This is a genomic window from Geodermatophilus sp. CPCC 205506 (assembly GCF_051383635.1).
Classification (GTDB): Bacteria; Actinomycetota; Actinomycetes; order Mycobacteriales; family Geodermatophilaceae; genus Geodermatophilus.
The window spans coordinates 191510-207013 of the sequence record NZ_JALPKP010000001.1; the positions used below are offsets into that span (position 1 = coordinate 191510).

Annotated in this window: 22 protein-coding genes; 10 read left to right on the plus strand and 12 right to left on the minus strand. The window is 75.4% G+C overall.

Annotated elements, in window-relative coordinates; translation table 11 throughout:
* Window positions 1–3: 3 nt before the first annotated feature.
* A complete protein-coding gene (locus tag MY520_RS00875) occupies window positions 4–1023 on the minus strand; it encodes an S-adenosylmethionine:tRNA ribosyltransferase-isomerase (protein WP_436689135.1) in 1020 nt (339 codons plus the stop codon).
* Complete coding sequence (locus tag MY520_RS00880) at window positions 1020–1712, minus strand: SDR family NAD(P)-dependent oxidoreductase (protein ID WP_436689136.1); 693 nt, start codon at window positions 1710–1712, stop codon at window positions 1020–1022. Before MY520_RS00880 ends, MY520_RS00875 begins: the two co-directional genes overlap by 4 nt.
* 70 nt (window positions 1713–1782) lie before the next feature.
* Between MY520_RS00880 and soxR the strand changes: the two genes are divergently transcribed.
* A complete protein-coding gene (soxR, locus tag MY520_RS00885; protein ID WP_436689138.1) occupies window positions 1783–2253 on the plus strand; it encodes a redox-sensitive transcriptional activator SoxR in 471 nt (156 codons plus the stop codon).
* Between the two features lie 94 nt (window positions 2254–2347).
* On the plus strand, window positions 2348–3199 hold the full coding sequence (gene ygiD / locus MY520_RS00890) for a 4,5-DOPA dioxygenase extradiol (protein ID WP_436689140.1): 852 nt from the start codon (window positions 2348–2350) through the stop codon (window positions 3197–3199).
* A gap of 87 nt (window positions 3200–3286) precedes the next feature.
* Here the strand turns inward: ygiD and MY520_RS00895 are convergent, their stop codons facing one another.
* From MY520_RS00895 to MY520_RS00905, 3 genes are read right to left on the minus strand one after another with little or no spacing between them, the layout of a single operon-like run.
* Window positions 3287–3553 carry a helix-turn-helix transcriptional regulator gene (locus tag MY520_RS00895; protein ID WP_436689142.1) on the minus strand — a complete coding sequence of 89 codons (267 nt, stop codon included), beginning with the start codon at window positions 3551–3553 and terminating at the stop codon, window positions 3287–3289.
* Complete coding sequence (locus tag MY520_RS00900; RefSeq protein ID WP_436689144.1) at window positions 3550–4407, minus strand: ABC transporter permease; 858 nt, start codon at window positions 4405–4407, stop codon at window positions 3550–3552. The genes MY520_RS00895 and MY520_RS00900 overlap by 4 nt, the downstream gene beginning before the upstream one ends.
* Entirely contained in the window at window positions 4404–5327 is a 924-nt protein-coding gene (locus tag MY520_RS00905; RefSeq protein ID WP_436689146.1) for an ABC transporter ATP-binding protein, read from the minus strand. The genes MY520_RS00900 and MY520_RS00905 overlap by 4 nt, the downstream gene beginning before the upstream one ends.
* Before the next feature lie 93 nt (window positions 5328–5420).
* On the opposite strand from MY520_RS00905, the gene MY520_RS00910 reads away from it, so the two are divergent.
* Window positions 5421–5981, plus strand: a complete 561-nt coding sequence (locus MY520_RS00910; RefSeq protein WP_436689147.1) for a hypothetical protein — start codon at window positions 5421–5423, stop codon at window positions 5979–5981.
* On the opposite strand, the gene cobA is transcribed toward MY520_RS00910, so the two are convergent.
* The gene (gene cobA, locus MY520_RS00915; RefSeq protein WP_436689149.1) at window positions 5971–7224 is read right to left on the minus strand and encodes a uroporphyrinogen-III C-methyltransferase; all 1254 of its coding nucleotides are present in this window, start codon (window positions 7222–7224) and stop codon (window positions 5971–5973) included. The genes MY520_RS00910 and cobA overlap by 11 nt on opposite strands.
* A gap of 194 nt (window positions 7225–7418) precedes the next feature.
* Here cobA and MY520_RS00920 point away from each other — a divergent pair, with 194 nt between their 5' ends.
* The 5 genes from MY520_RS00920 to MY520_RS00940 all read left to right on the plus strand — a co-directional run bounded on the left by MY520_RS00920 (window position 7419) and on the right by MY520_RS00940 (window position 10721).
* Complete coding sequence (locus MY520_RS00920; RefSeq protein ID WP_436689151.1) at window positions 7419–7883, plus strand: hypothetical protein; 465 nt, start codon at window positions 7419–7421, stop codon at window positions 7881–7883.
* The gene (locus MY520_RS00925) at window positions 7880–8173 is read left to right on the plus strand and encodes a transcriptional regulator (protein ID WP_436689153.1); all 294 of its coding nucleotides are present in this window, start codon (window positions 7880–7882) and stop codon (window positions 8171–8173) included. Before MY520_RS00920 ends, MY520_RS00925 begins: the two co-directional genes overlap by 4 nt.
* Window positions 8174–8221: 48 nt before the next feature.
* Entirely contained in the window at window positions 8222–9283 is a 1062-nt protein-coding gene (locus MY520_RS00930; RefSeq protein ID WP_436689155.1) for an AbrB family transcriptional regulator, read from the plus strand.
* Between the two features lie 63 nt (window positions 9284–9346).
* Window positions 9347–10393 carry an LLM class flavin-dependent oxidoreductase gene (locus tag MY520_RS00935; protein ID WP_436689157.1) on the plus strand — a complete coding sequence of 349 codons (1047 nt, stop codon included), beginning with the start codon at window positions 9347–9349 and terminating at the stop codon, window positions 10391–10393.
* Between the two features lie 64 nt (window positions 10394–10457).
* Entirely contained in the window at window positions 10458–10721 is a 264-nt protein-coding gene (locus MY520_RS00940; RefSeq protein ID WP_436689159.1) for a hypothetical protein, read from the plus strand.
* 4 nt (window positions 10722–10725) lie between these two features.
* Here MY520_RS00940 and MY520_RS00945 read toward each other — a convergent pair whose 3' ends face one another.
* Both MY520_RS00945 and MY520_RS00950 read right to left on the minus strand, forming a co-directional pair.
* Entirely contained in the window at window positions 10726–11457 is a 732-nt protein-coding gene (locus MY520_RS00945) for a class I SAM-dependent methyltransferase (protein WP_436689161.1), read from the minus strand.
* Between the two features lie 79 nt (window positions 11458–11536).
* Window positions 11537–12073 carry a type II toxin-antitoxin system PemK/MazF family toxin gene (locus MY520_RS00950; RefSeq protein ID WP_436689163.1) on the minus strand — a complete coding sequence of 179 codons (537 nt, stop codon included), beginning with the start codon at window positions 12071–12073 and terminating at the stop codon, window positions 11537–11539.
* A 180-nt stretch (window positions 12074–12253) separates the two neighbouring features.
* Between MY520_RS00950 and MY520_RS00955 the strand changes: the two genes are divergently transcribed.
* Window positions 12254–12451: a hypothetical protein gene (locus MY520_RS00955; protein WP_436689165.1), complete on the plus strand. Its 198-nt coding sequence runs from the start codon at window positions 12254–12256 to the stop codon at window positions 12449–12451.
* 49 nt (window positions 12452–12500) lie between these two features.
* On the opposite strand, the gene MY520_RS00960 is transcribed toward MY520_RS00955, so the two are convergent.
* Together MY520_RS00960 and MY520_RS00965 are read right to left on the minus strand one after the other, a co-directional pair.
* The gene (locus MY520_RS00960; protein WP_436689167.1) at window positions 12501–12926 is read right to left on the minus strand and encodes a VOC family protein; all 426 of its coding nucleotides are present in this window, start codon (window positions 12924–12926) and stop codon (window positions 12501–12503) included.
* A gap of 31 nt (window positions 12927–12957) precedes the next feature.
* Window positions 12958–13548: an MSMEG_1061 family FMN-dependent PPOX-type flavoprotein gene (locus MY520_RS00965; RefSeq protein ID WP_436689169.1), complete on the minus strand. Its 591-nt coding sequence runs from the start codon at window positions 13546–13548 to the stop codon at window positions 12958–12960.
* Between the two features lie 34 nt (window positions 13549–13582).
* Here MY520_RS00965 and MY520_RS00970 point away from each other — a divergent pair, with 34 nt between their 5' ends.
* Window positions 13583–13969: an acyl-CoA thioesterase gene (locus MY520_RS00970; RefSeq protein ID WP_436689171.1), complete on the plus strand. Its 387-nt coding sequence runs from the start codon at window positions 13583–13585 to the stop codon at window positions 13967–13969.
* A 7-nt stretch (window positions 13970–13976) separates the two neighbouring features.
* On the opposite strand, the gene MY520_RS00975 is transcribed toward MY520_RS00970, so the two are convergent.
* Window positions 13977–14642, minus strand: coding sequence for a lysophospholipid acyltransferase family protein (locus MY520_RS00975; RefSeq protein WP_436689173.1), 666 nt, complete (start codon window positions 14640–14642; stop codon window positions 13977–13979).
* A gap of 104 nt (window positions 14643–14746) precedes the next feature.
* Complete coding sequence (locus MY520_RS00980; RefSeq protein WP_436689175.1) at window positions 14747–15484, minus strand: ANTAR domain-containing protein; 738 nt, start codon at window positions 15482–15484, stop codon at window positions 14747–14749.
* Between the last annotated feature and the right edge of the window lie 20 nt (window positions 15485–15504).

Genomic DNA, 15504 nt, shown 5'->3' on the forward strand with positions numbered 1-15504 from the left:
CCGTCAGGGCAGGAACAGCATCGTGTCGCCGAACTCGTGCCAGAGGTACCCGCCGGCCACCGCGGCGGCGTAGGCCTCCTCCACCAGCCGGCGGCCGGCGACCGCCTCCAGCAGCAGCAGGTGGCTGGCGTCGGGGGCGTGCAGCCCCGTCACCAGGCCGGTGACCGCGCGGGCCGGGCGCTCCGGGCCGAGCACCAGGTCGGTCCAGCCCGCGGCGGCCCGCGTGACGCCGTCCTCGCCGGTCGCGGTCTCCAGGGCCCGGGTGACGGTCGTCCCGACGGCGACGACCCGGCGGCCGGCCGCCCGGGTGCCGGTCACCAGGCGCGCGGTTCCCTCCGGGACGGCGAACCGCTCCGGCGCCGGCGGTTCGTGCAGCTCGGGGCTGGAGACGCCGGCGTGCAGCACGACCGGCACGACGGGCACCCCGCGGGCCATGAGCCGCACCAGCAGCCGCTCGGTGAACGGCCGCCCGGCGCTGGCGTTCTCTGCGCTGCCGGGCTCGGTGGCGTAGACGTTCTGCGCGTCCGACAGCGGGACGGCGGCGCCGAGGTAGCCGTAGCGGATCGGGCTGCCGTGCCGCTGCAGGTGCGCGGCGGCGGCCACCTCCGGCTCCGGCCGTGCACGCCACAGCCGCGAGGGCCGGGCCGGGTCGGGGAAGCCGGCGAGCATCCGGAGCCGGACCCCGCCGGGGAGGGCCAGCTCGGTGCCGGGCTCCACGCCGCGGTCGGGCCCGTCGTTGTCCGGACGGCGCAGCTCGACCACCCAGTCGCCGTCGTCCAGCGCGGTCGACACGTGCAGCGGGGCCAGGGTGCCGTCGGCGCGCCGGACGTCGAGCCGCGCCGGCAGCGTCGCCGAGGTGTTCACCACGACGAGGTCGCCGGGCGTCAGCAGGTCGGGGAGGTCGCGGAAGACGGCGTGCCCGATCCGGTCCGGCCGGACCACCATCAGCCGGACGCCGTCGCGGGCCACGCCGCGCCGCTCCGGCGGTGCGGTTGCCTCGCTGCCCATGGCGAGGGTGCTCACCGGGACACCTCCACCGCGAGGTCGGCGGCGCGGTAGCGGCCGCTGGGCAGGTCGCCGTCGACCAGCCGGAGCAGCGCGGGGACGACGGTCCGCGGGTCCGGCAGGCCGGTGGCGTCGGGATCGGCCGCCCGGTGCATGTCGGTGGCCATGTCGCCCGGGTCGACGGCGTAGACCCGCAGGTCCGGGAGCTCGACGGCGAGGACGGCGGTCAGCTGGTCGAGGGCGGCCTTGCTCGCGCCGTACCCGCCCCAGCCCGGGTGGGCCTCGACGGCGGCGTCGCTGCTGATGTCGAGCACCCGGCCCCCGGCCCGCTCGAGCGCGGGGAGCACCGCCTGCAGCAGCGCCAGCGGCGCGACGGTGTTGACCGCGAGGACCCGTGCCAGCGCCTCCGGCGGGAGGTCGGCCAGCCGGGGCAGCGGGGTGGGGCCGAGGTCGCTGGCGTTGTTGACCAGCAGGTCGAGGCGGTCGGGGACGGCGGCGGCGAGGGCCGCCCGGTGGGCCGGGTCGGCGACGTCCCCCGGGATCGCGGTGACGAGGTCCGGCCGGGGGAGGGCGGCGACGGTGGCGGCGAGCCGGTCGGGGTCGCGGCCGTCGACGACCAGCCGCCAGCCACGCCGGTCGAGGGCCTCGGTGAGGGCGGCGCCGAGGCCGCGGGACGCTCCGGTGACGAGCGCGGTCGGGGTGCTCATGACGCCACCGTGCAACCTCTAGTTGACTTGAGGTCAAGCGTTCGAGTTCACTTCAGGGCGAGGAGGCGCGATGACGGACCTGCTGACCATCGGCCAGGTGGCCGAGCGCTCGGGCGTCGCGGCGTCGGCGTTGCGGTACTACGAGGCGCAGGGCCTGGTGACGGCGTCCCGCACCGCCGGGGGAGCCCGCCGGTTCCCGCGCAGCGTGCTGCGCCGGCTGGCGTTCATCCGGGCGGCGCAGAACGTGGGGCTGTCCCTCCCGGAGATCCGGGACGCGCTGGCGGCGCTGCCCGAGGGCCGGACGCCGTCGGCCCGGGACTGGGCCCGGCTCTCGCAGGGCTGGCGGGACCGGCTCGACGAGCAGATCGCGGCCCTGGTCCAGCTGCGGGACGGGCTGTCGTCCTGCATCGGCTGCGGCTGCCTGTCGCTGACCCGCTGCCGGCTGTCGAACCCCGGGGACGTCGCCGGCTGGGAGGGGCCCGGGGCGCGCTGGCTGTCGCCGACGCTGCGGCGGGTCCCGCCGACGTCGAACGCGGGCTGACCCGCACCGCGCGCATGGTGACCCGCGCGGTCTCGCTTCCGGCAGGGGGGCGGGAGATGATCGGCGGGTCGCTGTCGACGAGGGGAGGGGCCGCATGCCGGTCATGCCCGCCGCGTTCATCGGTCACGGCAACCCGATGAACGCCCTCGAGGAGAACCGCTACACGCAGGCGTGGAGGGCGTTCGGCCGATCGGTGCCACGGCCGCGGGCGATCCTCGTGGTCTCGGCGCACTGGTACGTGCACGCGACCGCGGTGACGGCGATGCCCAGCCCGCGGACCATCCACGACTTCTTCGGGTTCCCCCGGGAGCTGTTCGACGTCCGCTACGACGCGCCGGGCCTGCCGGAGCTGTACGAGGAGATCGCCGACGTCGTCCGCCCCACGTGGGTCGGCGCCGACGTCGACAGCTGGGGCATCGACCACGGCACCTGGTCGGTGCTGCGGCACGCCTTCCCCGACGCCGACATCCCCGTCGTGCAGCTGTCGATCAACGCGCTCAAGGGGTTCGACTACCACCTGCAGCTGGGCGCGTCGCTGGCGCCGCTGCGGGAGGACGGCGTGCTGGTGATCGGCAGCGGCAACGTCGTCCACAACCTCGGCGGGGTCAGCCGGGCGCTGCCCGACGCCGGCTTCGACTGGGCGCGCCGGTTCGACGAGGAGGCGCGCGAGCTCATGCAGCTCGACCCCACCGAGGTGGCCAGGCTCGACGGGCACCGCGACTACGACCTCGCCGTCCCGACGCCGGACCACTTCCTGCCGCTGCTCTACCTCGCCGGGGTGGCCGGGGCGACCGGCACGACCGCGGACGTGCTGGTCGACGGGTACGCCTACGGCTCGCTGTCGATGACCGCCTACACCGTCGGCATGACCCCGCCGGCCTCCGACGGGGCGGGCTTCGCCGCGCCGCTGCCCGACGAGCCGCCGCCGGACGGCGCCAACATCTGACAGAGGACCCCCTGCCCCCCACCGCTCACGAGCTCGCGGCGGGGCCCTGCAGGGGGCCGGCAGTGCTCAGAGGAAGTCTGGTTCCCCTCAGCTCGCCTCGGACGACGACCGGGCGGCGTCGCTGATCCTCGGGAACGGGGTGGTCGAGAAGACCACCTCCACCGGCAGCCCGAAGAACTCGGCGATGCGCAGGGCCAGGTACAGGCTGGGGTTGTACTCGCCGCGCTCCAGGTAGCCCACGGTCTGGTAGTGCACGCCGAGGGCGTCGGCCAGTTCCCGGCGGGTCACGCCCTGCTCGGCCCGCAGCAGCGCGATCCGGTTGTAGACCGCGTCCCCGCCCCGGTCGGCGCTCACCGCACCCACTGCAGGGCCGCGTCACGGGCCGCGGCGACCTGGGAGCCGGACTGCCGGCGGGCCATCCGCCGGAGCACCACCGGCGTCAGGAGCAGTCCGGCGATGGCCCACGCGGCCAGCACGAGCACCACCTGGCCGGTGCGCCAGGAGCCGCCGAGCTCGCTCGCGGCCGCCGCGTCCGGCAGGAAGGCCGAGCGCATCCCCAGGCCGATCCAGTAGACCGGGAAGGCCTGCGCCACCACCTGCACCCAGCCCCACAGCGCCTGGATCGGGAAGAAGATGCCGGAGATCGCGGTGACCACGATGACCGGCAGCATCCCCCAGGTGCCGACCTTCTGGGTGCCCGGCACCACCGAGCCCAGGATCATCCCGAGCGGCAACGTGGCCAGCAGGCCGAGCGCGAGCACCCAGGCGACGGTGAGCCACCCGCCGAGCCCGCTGGGCATGACGTCCTCGAACAGCAGCGCGCTGGGAAGAAGGATGACCAGGAGCATCGGCAGCAGGCCGAGGGAGTGGTAGACCACCTGGCCGGTGACGTAGCCCTCCATGCCGTGCGGCAGCGCCTTGTGCCGCAGCAGGGTGCCGTCCTCGCGCTCCATGGCCAGCGCGAAGGCCGGGCCGATGACCACGCCGAACGCGGCGAGGGCGGCCAGGATGCTCGGGAGCGCGACCGAGGGGTAGAGCAGCGACGTCCCCTCGACCTCGGTGTCGCGGTTGAACCACAGGTAGAGCAGGGTGGCCAGCCCGGTGAGCAGGTAGAAGCCCTGGTCCTGGGGGCTGCGCAGGCTGAGCAGGAACTCCGTCCAGCCCCGCTGGACGCCGAGCCGGACGGCGTACGGGGTGCTGCCGGTCACCGGGCCACCTCCACGAGCTCGGTGCGGCCGCCGGACTCGTGCCGGGCGACCATGGCGATGTAGGTGTCCTCGAGGCCGGCGCGGTGCACCTCGAGGTCGGCGACCTCGTCGCCGTGCTGTTCGAACAGCTGCCGGACGAACGGCGTGGCGTCGTCGGTCGCGTGCACGAAGCGCTCGCCGCGGCAGGTCCACCGCACCTCGCTGGTGCCGGCCACCTGCCGGGTCAGCTGCTCGGCGCTGCCGTCGGCGACGATCCGCCCGCCGGCGAGGATGAGGATGCGGTCGGCCAGCCGCTCGGCCTCGGCGAGGTCGTGCGTGGTGAGCAGGATGCTCGTGCCCTCCAGGTCCGACAGCCGGTGCACGAGGTCGTGGAAGTCGCGGCGCGCCTGCGGGTCGAAGCCGGCGGTGGGCTCGTCGAGGAACAGCAGCTCGGGCCGGCCGATGATGCCGACGGCGACGTCCAGCCGGCGTCGCCGCCCGCCCGAGAGCGTGGCGATCTTCCGGTCGGCGTCGTCGCCGAGGCCCACGGTGTCCAGCAGCCAGTCGACGTCGTGGGGCCGGGGGTGCTCCGGCGTCGCGTAGGGCCGGTAGAAGCCGCCGAGCTGGGTGAGCAGCTTGCGCGGTGTCCACCGGGCGTGGTCGCGCCAGGACTGCAGGACGACGCCGACGCGGGCCCGCCACTCGTGGCCGGCGCGCGCCGGATCGGTGCCGAGCACCCGGACCTCCCCGGCCGACGGCAGCCGGAAGCCCTCGAGGACCTCGATCGTCGTCGTCTTGCCGGCGCCGTTGGGCCCGAGCAGGCAGACCACCTCGCCGCGGTGGACGGCGAGGTCCACGCCGGTCAGGACCTCGTGCGGGCCGTAGGCCATCCGCAGGCCCCGGACCTGCACGACCGGGTCGGTGTCCGGTTCGACGGACATCGCCACCTCCTCGTAGCGCTGGTGCGGTCGAGACAGTAGAACTGCTACATCTGCACGACAAGTGCTTCGGACGGGATCGGGACGATGCGCCAGGTGTTGCGGTCGCAGGCCGGGATCCTCAGGGCCCTGTGGCGGGGCGTGCGGCACCGGCGGGACGTCGGTCCGGGTGACGTGGCGATCTCCTACGCCGGGCGCACCGGCCCGGTCGTCCCCGTGCTCGCCGTCCTCGGGGTGCTCGAGGTCGTCGTCGTCCACGTCATCACCCCGTGGCCCGTGGTCCGCTGGCTGCTGTTCGGCGTGGGCGTGTGCGCGCTCGTGTGGTTCGCCGGGTTCGTGCTCGCGCTGGCCCAGAACCCCCACCTGCTCCAGCGCGACCAGCTGGTGCTGCGCTTCGCCCACTCCGACCGGATCGTCGTGCCGCTGGCGTCGTTGGTGTCCGCCGGACGGCGCCACCGGGGCGGCCACCGCCGCACCACGGTCCTCGAGGGCGACCGGCTGGCCGTCTCCTTCATGGGGGACACCGACGTCGAGCTGCGGTTCGACCCGCCGGTTCAGGTGGCCGGGCAGCCCCGGCCGGTGGCCACCGTGGCCTTCTCCGCCGACGACCCCGTTGCCGCGGTGCGGGAGCTGCGGTCGCGCGTGCTCAGCGCCTGAGGGCGGCCGCGAGGCCGACGACCTCGCCGGCGACCCAGACCGCCGGCGGCCGGATCTCCTCGTCGGCCAGGGCCTGCGCCAGCCCGGCCAGGGTGGTGCGCACGGTGCGCTGGGTCGCGGTCGACCCGTCGGCGATGACGGCGACCGGGGTGTCGGCGGGGCGCCCGTGCTGCACCAGCGCCGCGGCGATGGCCGGCGCGGTGTCCACGCCCATGAGCACGACCAGGGTGCCGCGCAGCCGCCCCAGCGCCGGCCAGTCGACCAGCGAGGCCGGGTGGCCGGGGGGCACGTGGCCGGAGACGACGACGAACTCGTGGGTCAGCCCGCGGTGGGTGACCGGGATGCCGGCCAGTGCGGGGACGCCGATCGCGCTGGTCACCCCGGGCACCACCTCGACCGGCACGCCGGCGGCGACGCAGGCCTCCACCTCCTCCATGCCCCGGCCGAAGACGAACGGGTCGCCGCCCTTGAGCCGCACCACCCGCTTCCCGGCCCGGGCGTGCTCGACCAGCAGCTCGTTGATCTCCTCCTGCGCCATGGAGCGGCCGCGGGGCAGCTTCGAGGCGTCGATGACCAGGACGTCGGACGGCAGCGAGGCCAGCAGGAACTGCGGCGCGAGGTGGTCGGCGACCACGACGTCGGCCTGCGCCACCGCCTGCTGCCCCCTGACGGTGACCAGGCCGGGGTCGCCCGGCCCGCCGCCGACGAGCACGACGCCGCCGCGGTGCCCGCCGGCCGGCGTGCGACCGGCCACGTCGCGGATGGTGCCGTCGGTGAGCCCGGCGACGACCGCGTCGCGGACACCCACCGAGCGCTGCGGGTCCCCGCCGCCGTGCACGCCGACGACGAGGTCGCCCAGACGGCCCACGGCCGGGGTCCAGGCGCTGGACGCCGAGCGGTCGTCGGCGCGGGCGCAGAACACCCGCGACCGCTCGGCCTCGGCGGTGACCGCGGCGTTGACCGCGGGGTCGTCGGTGGCGGCCACCGCGTACCAGGCGCCGTCCAGGTCACCGGTCCGGTACCGGCGGCGCACCCACGTCACCGACCCGGGCTCGACCAGGGCCTCCAGTGCGGGCGTCACGTCCGGGCTGACGACGGTCACCCGGGCGCGCGCCTCCAGCAGTCCGGCGACGCGCCGGTGGGCCACCTGCCCCCCGCCGACGACGACCACGAGCCGGTCGAACAGGCGCAGACCGACGGGGTAGACCACCCCGCTGGCGGGGTCGACGGGGGTCGCGTTCACGTCGGCTCCGCGCGACGGAGCCGGGTCGGGTCGGTGCTCAGCGGATCTCCTCGGGGAGGCGGGGCACGAGCCGCGACGTCGGTGGCGCGGGGGCGATCCGCTCCAGGATCGCAGCGGGCCCGCCGCCGCCGCGCGCGAGGTGCCGCGGCCGCGTCACTTGACGGATCGGAAAGTGGCGGGTCACACTTTCCGATGTGGAAAGCAACGAGGCGCTCGACACCGCCGCCGCCCGGGCAGACCTGGCCGCCCTCGCGGACCGCCGCGCCGCGCTCGCCGACCGGGTGGTGCAGCCCTGGTGGTACGACGTCGCCCTCGGGGTGCTGATGGCCGGGTTCATCAGCTCCTACGCCACGCGCAGCGCCGTCTGGATCACGGTCGCGCTCGTGCTCTTCATGGCCGGGTGCCTCGGCCTGGTGGCGGTCTACCAGCGGCGCACCGGGCTGTGGCTGAGCGGCCACCGCCCGGGACCGACGCGGAAGGCGATCCGGGCGTTAACGGTCCTCTACGCGGTCGTGTTCGCCGGTGGCGCCCTGGCCGAGTTCCTCCTCGGGATCCGCGGCGCGATGGTGGTGGCGGGGATCGTCCTCGGGGTGGGTGTCGCCCTGACCAGCCGGTGGTGGACCCGGATCTACGTCGCCGAGCTCCGGGGCCAGGCGTGACCGCGGTCGCCCCGCGCTTCGACGCGGTCATCCACCCGCCGCCGCGGCTGCAGATCTGCGGCCTGCTCGCCGCCGTCGACACGATGGACTTCGCCGCGGTGCGGGACGAGGTCGGCGTGAGCGACTCGGTCCTCTCCAAGCACGTCCGGCAGCTGGAGGAGGCGGGCTACGTGACGGTGCGCAAGGCGACCCGCGCCTCCCGGCTGCGCACCAGCCTCGCCCTCACCCGGGCCGGCCGGGCCGCGTTCGACGCGCACGTCGCGGAGCTGCGGCGGATCACCGGCGCCTGAACGACCCGCGTGCGCCTGCGCGGGACGACGCCCGGCAGAGTGGTGCGCGTGGGCGGGGAGGGGCGGATCGCCCGGCTGGTCGACGGGGTGCTCGTCGTCGCCGGCGCCCTCGTGGCCACGGTGGTCTTCGACGCCCTCGACCTGCCCTCGCCCTCGCTGTTCGGCGGCCTGCTCGCCGGCCTGGTGCGCGGCCTGGCCGGCCGCCGGCGGCTGGTCGTCCCGCGGCCGGGGATGATGGCGGCGCAGGCCCTCATCGGCGTCTCCGTCGGGGCTCTGGTCGACGTCGACACCCTCGCCGCGATCGGCCGGGACTGGCTGCCGGTGCTCCTGGTCGTCGTCGGCACGCTGGCGCTGACCGTGCTGGCCGGGCTGCTCATGCGGTTGCAGCCGGGGATCACGCCGGTCACCGGCGCGTTCGCGATGATCGCCGGGGGCGCGTCCGGGATCACCGCGATGTCCCGCGAGCTGGGCGCCGACGACCGGATGGTCGCCGTCCTCCAGTACCTGCGGGTGCTGATCATCGTCGTGCTCATGCCGGTGGTGGCGACGGCGCTGTTCGGTGCCGAGCCGGGATCCGGCGGGACGACGGTCGCCGAGGCCGGACCCGGGTGGCCGGCCGGACTGCTGTATGCCGCGGTCAGCGTGCTCGCCGGCATCCCCCTGGCCCGGCTGCTCCGGATCCCGGTGCCGGCGCTGCTGGGGCCGATGCTGATCGCGGCCGGGCTCGACCTGAGCGGGCTGTCCGGCGGCGCGCAGGTGCCGGTGGCGCTCGAGCTGGCCGCGTTCCTGGCGATCGGCCTGGCCGTCGGGCTGAACTTCACCCGGGACAGCCTGCGCACCATCGGGCGGGCGCTGCCCCTCGCGCTGGCGATCATCCTCGGGCTGATCGCCGCCTGCGCCGGGCTGGGCGCCGTGCTCACCGCCACGACCGGGGCCAGCGCCCTCGACGCCTACCTCGCCACCACGCCGGGCGGCCTCTACGCGGTGCTGGCCACGGCCCGCGACGGCGGCGCGGACGCCACCTTCGTCCTCGCCGTCCAGGTGCTGCGGCTGTTCGTGATGCTGCTGTCCGCGCCGCTGCTGGCGCGGTGGCTGCGCCGCTCGGCCTGACGGGAATCCACGGGTGACCGTGGGTCGTTGTGCGTTCAACTGGTCGGCGGCGAGGGAGTGGCAGTGCAGCTCGGGGTCTACACGTTCGGCGACGTCCTCTCGGACCCGCGCACCGGGACGACGATCAGCCCGGAGCGGCGGCTGGCGAACCTGCTGGAGGAGATCGCGCTCGCCGACCAGGTGGGCCTCGACGTCTTCGGCGTCGGCGAGCACCACCGGCCCGACTACGCGGTCAGCTCGCCGGCCACCGTGCTCGCCGCGGCCGCCGTCCGCACCTCCCGCATCCGGCTGTCCAGCGCCGTCACCGTGCTCTCCTCCGAGGACCCGGTGCGGGTGTTCCAGCAGTTCGCCACCGTCGACCTGCTCTCGCACGGCCGGGCCGAGATCATGGCCGGGCGGGGTTCGTTCATCGAGTCGTTCCCGCTGTTCGGGTACGACCTCGACGACTACGACGAGCTCTTCGCCGAGAAGCTGGACCTGCTGCTGCAGCTGCGCGACTCGACGAGGGTGACCTGGTCCGGCCGGCACCGCGCGGGACTGGTCGACCAGCCGGTCTTCCCCCGCCCGGTGCAGGACCCGCTGCCGGTGTGGGTCGCGGTCGGGGGCAACCCGCAGTCGGTGGTGCGCGCCGGAGCGCTCGGACTCCCGCTGGCCCTGGCCATCATCGGCGGCGAGCCGGCCCGGTTCGCGCCGCTCGCGCAGCTGCACCGCCGGGCGGCGGCGCAGTACGGGCACGGTCCGCTGCCGGTCTCGATCAACTCGCACGGCTTCGTCGCCGACACCTCGCAGGCCGCCGCCGACAGCTTCTACGACACCTACGCCGAGGTCATGACCCGGCTCGGCCGCGAGCGGGGCTGGGGCGCGATGACCCGCGCGGACTTCGACGCGCTCGCCGGCCTGCACGGCGCGGTGGTCGTGGGCAGCCCCCAGCAGGTGGCCGAGAAGATCCTGTTCCAGCACGAGGTCTTCGGTCACGACCGGTTCCTCGTGCAGTCCTCGCTGGGCGCGGCACCGCACCGGGAGGTGCTGCGCTCGATCGAGCTGCTGGGCACCGAGGTCGCCCCGATCGTGCGGGCCGAGCTGGCGTCGCGGTCGAAGGCGACGGTCTGACCGGCCGTCCGTGGGGTCCCCCTCCGTCCCGGGACGCGCCTACCCTGGCCCGGGGTGCAGGGAGGTGAGGGAGCTGTCCGAGGAGACGACCGGCACGGACGCCGGCACGCAAGACGCCGTCCTGCTGTTCGTGGGTGGCCCGCTGGACGGGCGGGTGGAGATCCGCGAGGCCCGGCACGGTGAGCCGCTGCCCACCATCACCCACGTGCACCTCCACGGCGGCCCCAAGGTGGTGCACCGCTACGACCTGACCACGCTGAGCGGCTCGGCCGGTGTGTACACGGTGCGGCCCTCCCCGTCGGTCCGGGACCGCTCGGTCGCCGACTGACCCGTCACCGGCGCCGCAGCACGACCCCGGCGTAGCCGAACTCGCCGGGGTGGGCGCGGCGCACCTCGATCTCGGTGCGCACGGCCGCCAGCGCGGCGGACGTCGCCTCGTCGGGGTCGGGCCAGGCGTCGATGGCCGCCTCCAGCGGCCGGTGGTACTCGTCCTCCCAGTCGGCGTCCGGGAGCAGGTGGGTGGCGAGGACGGCGTAGCCCGCGGCGTCGGCGGCGGCGACGGTCGCCGCCTCGTCGCGCATCGCGGGGTACCCGGCCCAGAACGCGGCGGCCTCCGGGGACGGCGCAGCCGTGGTCCACACCGCGTCGGTGAGCACCAGGACACCCCCGGCCGGGAGCAGCCGGCGCCACTCGCGCATCGCCGCGTCCACCCCCATCAGGTAGGCGGCGCCCTCGCACCACAGCAGGTCGAACGCGCCGTCGGGGTGGGGGAGCGCGGTCATCGACGCGCGCTCGACGGCGATCCGGTCGCCGAGCCCGGCCGCGTCGGCCGCCGTCCGCGCCCGGCGGAGGAACGGCTCGTGCAGGTCCAGGGCGATGACCCGGGCGCCGGACCCGGCGAGGACGAGGGACGCCCGCCCGGGGCCGCAGCCGATGTCGAGGACCCGCGGTTCCGGTGGCAGCGGGCGGGCGAGGTCGAGCAGCCTGCGGGTGGTCGCGTCGGAGCCGACCCCCTCCCGCGGCAGGTCGCGGTGCAGGGCCCAGAAGACCTCGGCGGCGTCCATCACGGGGGAGCATGGCCCGCCGGTGCCGGTCCGGTCGACCGCATCGGGGGTCGACGGAGTGGGCCGACGGAGCCCGTCGTCAGCGGCCGTGCTGCGACCGGACGGCGGCGACGACCTCGTCGAACCGCCCCCGCGCGAGCGCGGCGCCCTCGCGGCGGGCGGAGCCCGGCGGCAGCAGCAGGAGCCGGTCCAGCCGGGCCTCGCTGGGCCGGCTTCGGGCGTCCCACGCACCGGTGCCGACGTCCATCCACACGCGGCCGAACCGGGCCTCGTCGGCGGCATCCCGGTCGTGGTCCTGGCTGGAGAGCATCAGCCCGACCAGGTCGGCCCCGCGCCGCCCGATCACCAGCACCGGCCGGTCCTTGCCCCGGCCGTCGCCCTCGTCGAAGGGCACCCAGGCCCAGACGACCTCGCCGGGGTCGGGCCGGTCGTCGTCCTGCGGCCGGTAGGCCAGCTCGACGCCGGCCAGCCCGCCGGTGAGATCCCGCACGCCTCCGGGTGCGGGCGCTGCTGCCGGCGCCGCCCGGCGGACCGGTGACCGGCTCGCCCGTGCGGTCGGCTGCAGCGTCGCGCGCAGCAGTCCGGAGAGACGTCGGCCGAGCCCGGGACCTGCCATGGCGGCACGGTACGGAACGTCCGTTGGGCGGCCGCGCGGGGGCCGGTGGTGAACACCATGCGTCGCATGTGACACACAGGTACCAATCCGTCACGAAGAAGGTTCGAACTGCCGATGGGGGGGCAACGATGAGCGCACGGGGCGGTCAGGAGTGGCCCTCCCGGGAGAGGGGGGTCTCCCATGACCTCGGCCGAGCCGGTCCTGCCCGCGGCACCGTGGCCCCGTGAGGTGAAGGCCAGCGTGCTCGCGGCCTTCCAACTGGTGGAGGACGCCCGCTACCTCGGAACCGACCGGCGCAGCCGGCAGGACCGTCGGCGGGCGCTCGCGGAACGCACCGTCGCCTACCGCAAGCTCGCCCGGGACCTCCGTGCCAGCTGACGAAGGACCCCCTGCCCGACCGCTCGCGGAGCGCCCCTGCAGGGGGCGACTAGGCGACGCAGAACTCGTTGCCCTCCGGGTCGGTGAGCGTCGCCCAGGTGAACGGCCCCTGCGACTCCCGGTACTGCTCGGTCGCGCCCATGCCGACCAGCCGCGTCACCTCGGCGTCCCGGCGCTCGGGTCCCACGTGCAGGTCGAGGTGCACCCGGTTCTTCACCGTCTTCGCCTCCGGGACCAGCTGGAAGAGCACCCGCGGCCGGCCCGGGTCCGGCGAGGTGACCGCCGCCCCCGTCTTCCACACCAGCGCGCCCCGGTGGGTGGTGGTGTCGGCCTCGGTCGCCGCGCCCGACTCCACCATCCGGCGGATGAACGCCTCCTCCTGCGCCTCCACCTGCCAGCCGAGCGCCTCGGCCCACCAGTCGGCCAGCCCGTGCGGGTCGGCGCTGTCGATCACGATCTGGACGTCGGTCGCCATGGCCGCACCCTAGGACGGCCCACCGACGGTCTCAGAGCTCCTCGGCCAGGCCCGCCCGCATGACCGCGTCGTCGGGCAGCGGCGTGGTGAGCCGGCAGTGGTCGCCGAAGACCTCGCGCATCGGGGCGAACGCCGAGCGCTCGACCTGCCGCGCCGGGTCCCAGAGGCCCGAGCGCATCACCGACTTCGCGCACTGGAAGTAGGCCCGGGCCACCGTCACCACGAGGACCGATCGCGGGGCGCGGCCGAACTCGGTGAGGTCCACCCCGAGGTCCTCCGGCGCGGCCAGCTCGGCGGTGCCGTAGACGCGCAGCGTCTCCTCGATGCCCGGCACGAGGAACAGCAGCGCCACCCGGGGGTTGCCCGCCACGTTCCGCAGGCTGTCCACCCGGTTGTTGCCCGGCCGGTCGGGCAGCGCCAGCCGGTGCTGGTCGAGCACCTTCACGAAGCCCGGGTCACCTCCGCGCGGCGACACGTCCGGCCAGCCGTCGGGGGACGCCGTGGACAGCGTCGCGAACGGTGCGAGCTCCACGAACGCCCGGCAGTGGCGGTCGAGGTGGTCGATGACCTTGTCCTGCACCAGCTGCGAGGGGTCGCGGTACCTCTCCAGTACGCCGTCCATGCCGACGACGGTATCCCGGCTACCGTGCAGCACCGTGCCCGCACAGTGGAGCGCCCCGGTCCGGTACGTCGAGTGCGACCAGCAGGGCGTCGTCTTCAACGCCCACTACCTGACCTGGGCCGACGAGGCGTCCAACGGGTGGTGGGCCTCGATGGGCCTGTCCTGGGAGGAGCTGGTCGAGCGCCGCATCGACCCGCTGGTCAAGGCCAGCTCGCTGGAGTGGTCCGCCTCGGCCCGCTGGGGCGACACCGTGACGGTGGACGCCGAGACCGAGCAGGTGGGCCGCACGAGCGTGACGGCGCGGTTCACCGTGCGGGTGGGCGACCGGGTGTGCTGCGTCGTCCGGACCACCTACGTCGCCATCACCGACGGGCGCTCCACCCCCTGGCCGGACGACGTCCGGGCGCGGCTGGCCGCCTGAGGGCCGCTCAGGCGGCCTCGCTCGGCCGGCCCCAGCCGGACTTCTCCTGACCGGAGAGGTCGGCGATGGCCTCCATGATCTGGTCGGTCACCGCGCGCCGGGCCCGGCCGTTGCCCGCCATGCCCCGGTACTCGTCGAACGTCAGCGGCTTGCCGAAGGTGACCGACACCTTGTGCGGGCGGGGCCACCGCGAGCCGACCGGCTGGACCTTGTCGGTGCCGGCCACCGCGACCGGGACCACGGGGCAGTCGGCGGTCAGCGCCAGCCAGGCCACCCCGGTCTTGCCCCGGGCCAGCCGGCCGTCCCGGGACCGGGTGCCCTCGGGGTAGATGCCGAAGCCGCCGCCCTCCCGCAGCACGCCCAGCGCGGTGTCGAGCGCCTCCTGCGCGGCCCGGTGCGTCTGCCGCTCGACGGGCAGCGCCCCGAGCGCGGTGAACAGCGTCCGGGTGAGCCAGCCGGTCACGCCTGACCCGGTGAAGTACTCGGCCTTGGCCAGGTAGCCGACCCGGCGCGGGGCGGAGAGCGGGATGACCATGCTGTCGATGAACGACAGGTGGTTGCTGGCCAGGATGAACGGGCCGGTCGCCGGGACGTTCTGCCGCCCGGTGACGTGCGTGCGCAGCACGATCCGGAACAGCGGGCGCAGCAGGAACCGGACGACGAGGTAGAGCACGCCGCGCTTCCCCTCTCGGGTCGGGGGGCCGCCGGCGGGCGCCGGCGGCAGCGGCATTCTCCCGTGCGCCCGGGCCCCGGTGCTGTGACCCAGGGCATCCGGGCTCAGTGCATCCGCGGTGTGGGCGGGCACACGTCCCGGATCAGCCCGCGGATGTCGTCGGGCAGCGGCGCCCGGCCGCAGGCGGACTCGACGATCGTCACGGCGACGTCGCGCACCTTGCGGTGACAGTTGCTGGAGATGTGCGCCAGCGTCTCGAAGGCCACCTGGTCGCCGCAGCCGGTGAGCAGCATGAGGATGCCCTTCGCCTGCTCGATCGCCGCCCGGCTGCTCATCGCGGTGCGCAGCTGGGACACCTCGGTCTCCAGCGCCTGCACGAGGTCGCCGTCGTCCCGGCCCGGGGGCGCGGTCGGCGCGCCACGGTGGACGTCGGGGGGCACCTCGACGAACAGGCCCTCGAGGGCGTCGACGGTCCCGACGGCGTCGACCACCGGTTCACCGACGAGGACGGCGGTGCGCTCGATGCCACCGCGGCTGCACAGCCGCACGCGCAGGGCGAAGGGGAGCCCGCTGGTGCACGCGGTGGCGATCGACTCGAGCGTCCGGGCGCGGTCGGCGGTGTGCAGCGACCGCACCAGCAGTTCGGTGCAGGGGTGCGAGCCGCCCCGGCCGAGCCCGAGCAGCGCGGACATCTCGGGCGACCAGGTCCAGGTGCCGGTGCGCCGGTCGTACCGGTACCGCCCGGCCAGGCGGCGGCCGGCCGGTGCCGGCCGGGGAGCGGCGACCGACGGGTGGCTCGCGGGAGGAGCCGGCCGGGCGAGGGTGGGGGAAGGCGTCGTCATCTCGACTCCACGGGGTGCCT

Excerpts from the sequence above, each read along its gene's own strand:
- MY520_RS00950 (WP_436689163.1), bottom strand. The coding sequence starts at position 12,073 with ATGGCAGGTCCCGGGCTCGGCCGACGTCTCTCCGGACTGCTGCGCGCG.
- MY520_RS00945 (WP_436689161.1), bottom strand. The coding sequence starts at position 11,457 with ATGGACGCCGCCGAGGTCTTCTGGGCCCTGCACCGCGACCTGCCGCGG.
- MY520_RS00905 (WP_436689146.1), bottom strand. The coding sequence starts at position 5,327 with ATGTCCGTCGAACCGGACACCGACCCGGTCGTGCAGGTCCGGGGCCTG.
- MY520_RS00960 (WP_436689167.1), bottom strand. The coding sequence starts at position 12,926 with ATGGCGACCGACGTCCAGATCGTGATCGACAGCGCCGACCCGCACGGG.
- MY520_RS00980 (WP_436689175.1), bottom strand. The coding sequence starts at position 15,484 with ATGACGACGCCTTCCCCCACCCTCGCCCGGCCGGCTCCTCCCGCGAGC.
- MY520_RS00965 (WP_436689169.1), bottom strand. The coding sequence starts at position 13,548 with ATGGACGGCGTACTGGAGAGGTACCGCGACCCCTCGCAGCTGGTGCAG.
- MY520_RS00955 (WP_436689165.1), top strand. The coding sequence starts at position 12,254 with ATGACCTCGGCCGAGCCGGTCCTGCCCGCGGCACCGTGGCCCCGTGAG.
- ygiD (WP_436689140.1), top strand. The coding sequence starts at position 2,348 with ATGCCGGTCATGCCCGCCGCGTTCATCGGTCACGGCAACCCGATGAAC.
- soxR (WP_436689138.1), top strand. The coding sequence starts at position 1,783 with ATGACGGACCTGCTGACCATCGGCCAGGTGGCCGAGCGCTCGGGCGTC.
- MY520_RS00880 (WP_436689136.1), bottom strand. The coding sequence starts at position 1,712 with ATGAGCACCCCGACCGCGCTCGTCACCGGAGCGTCCCGCGGCCTCGGC.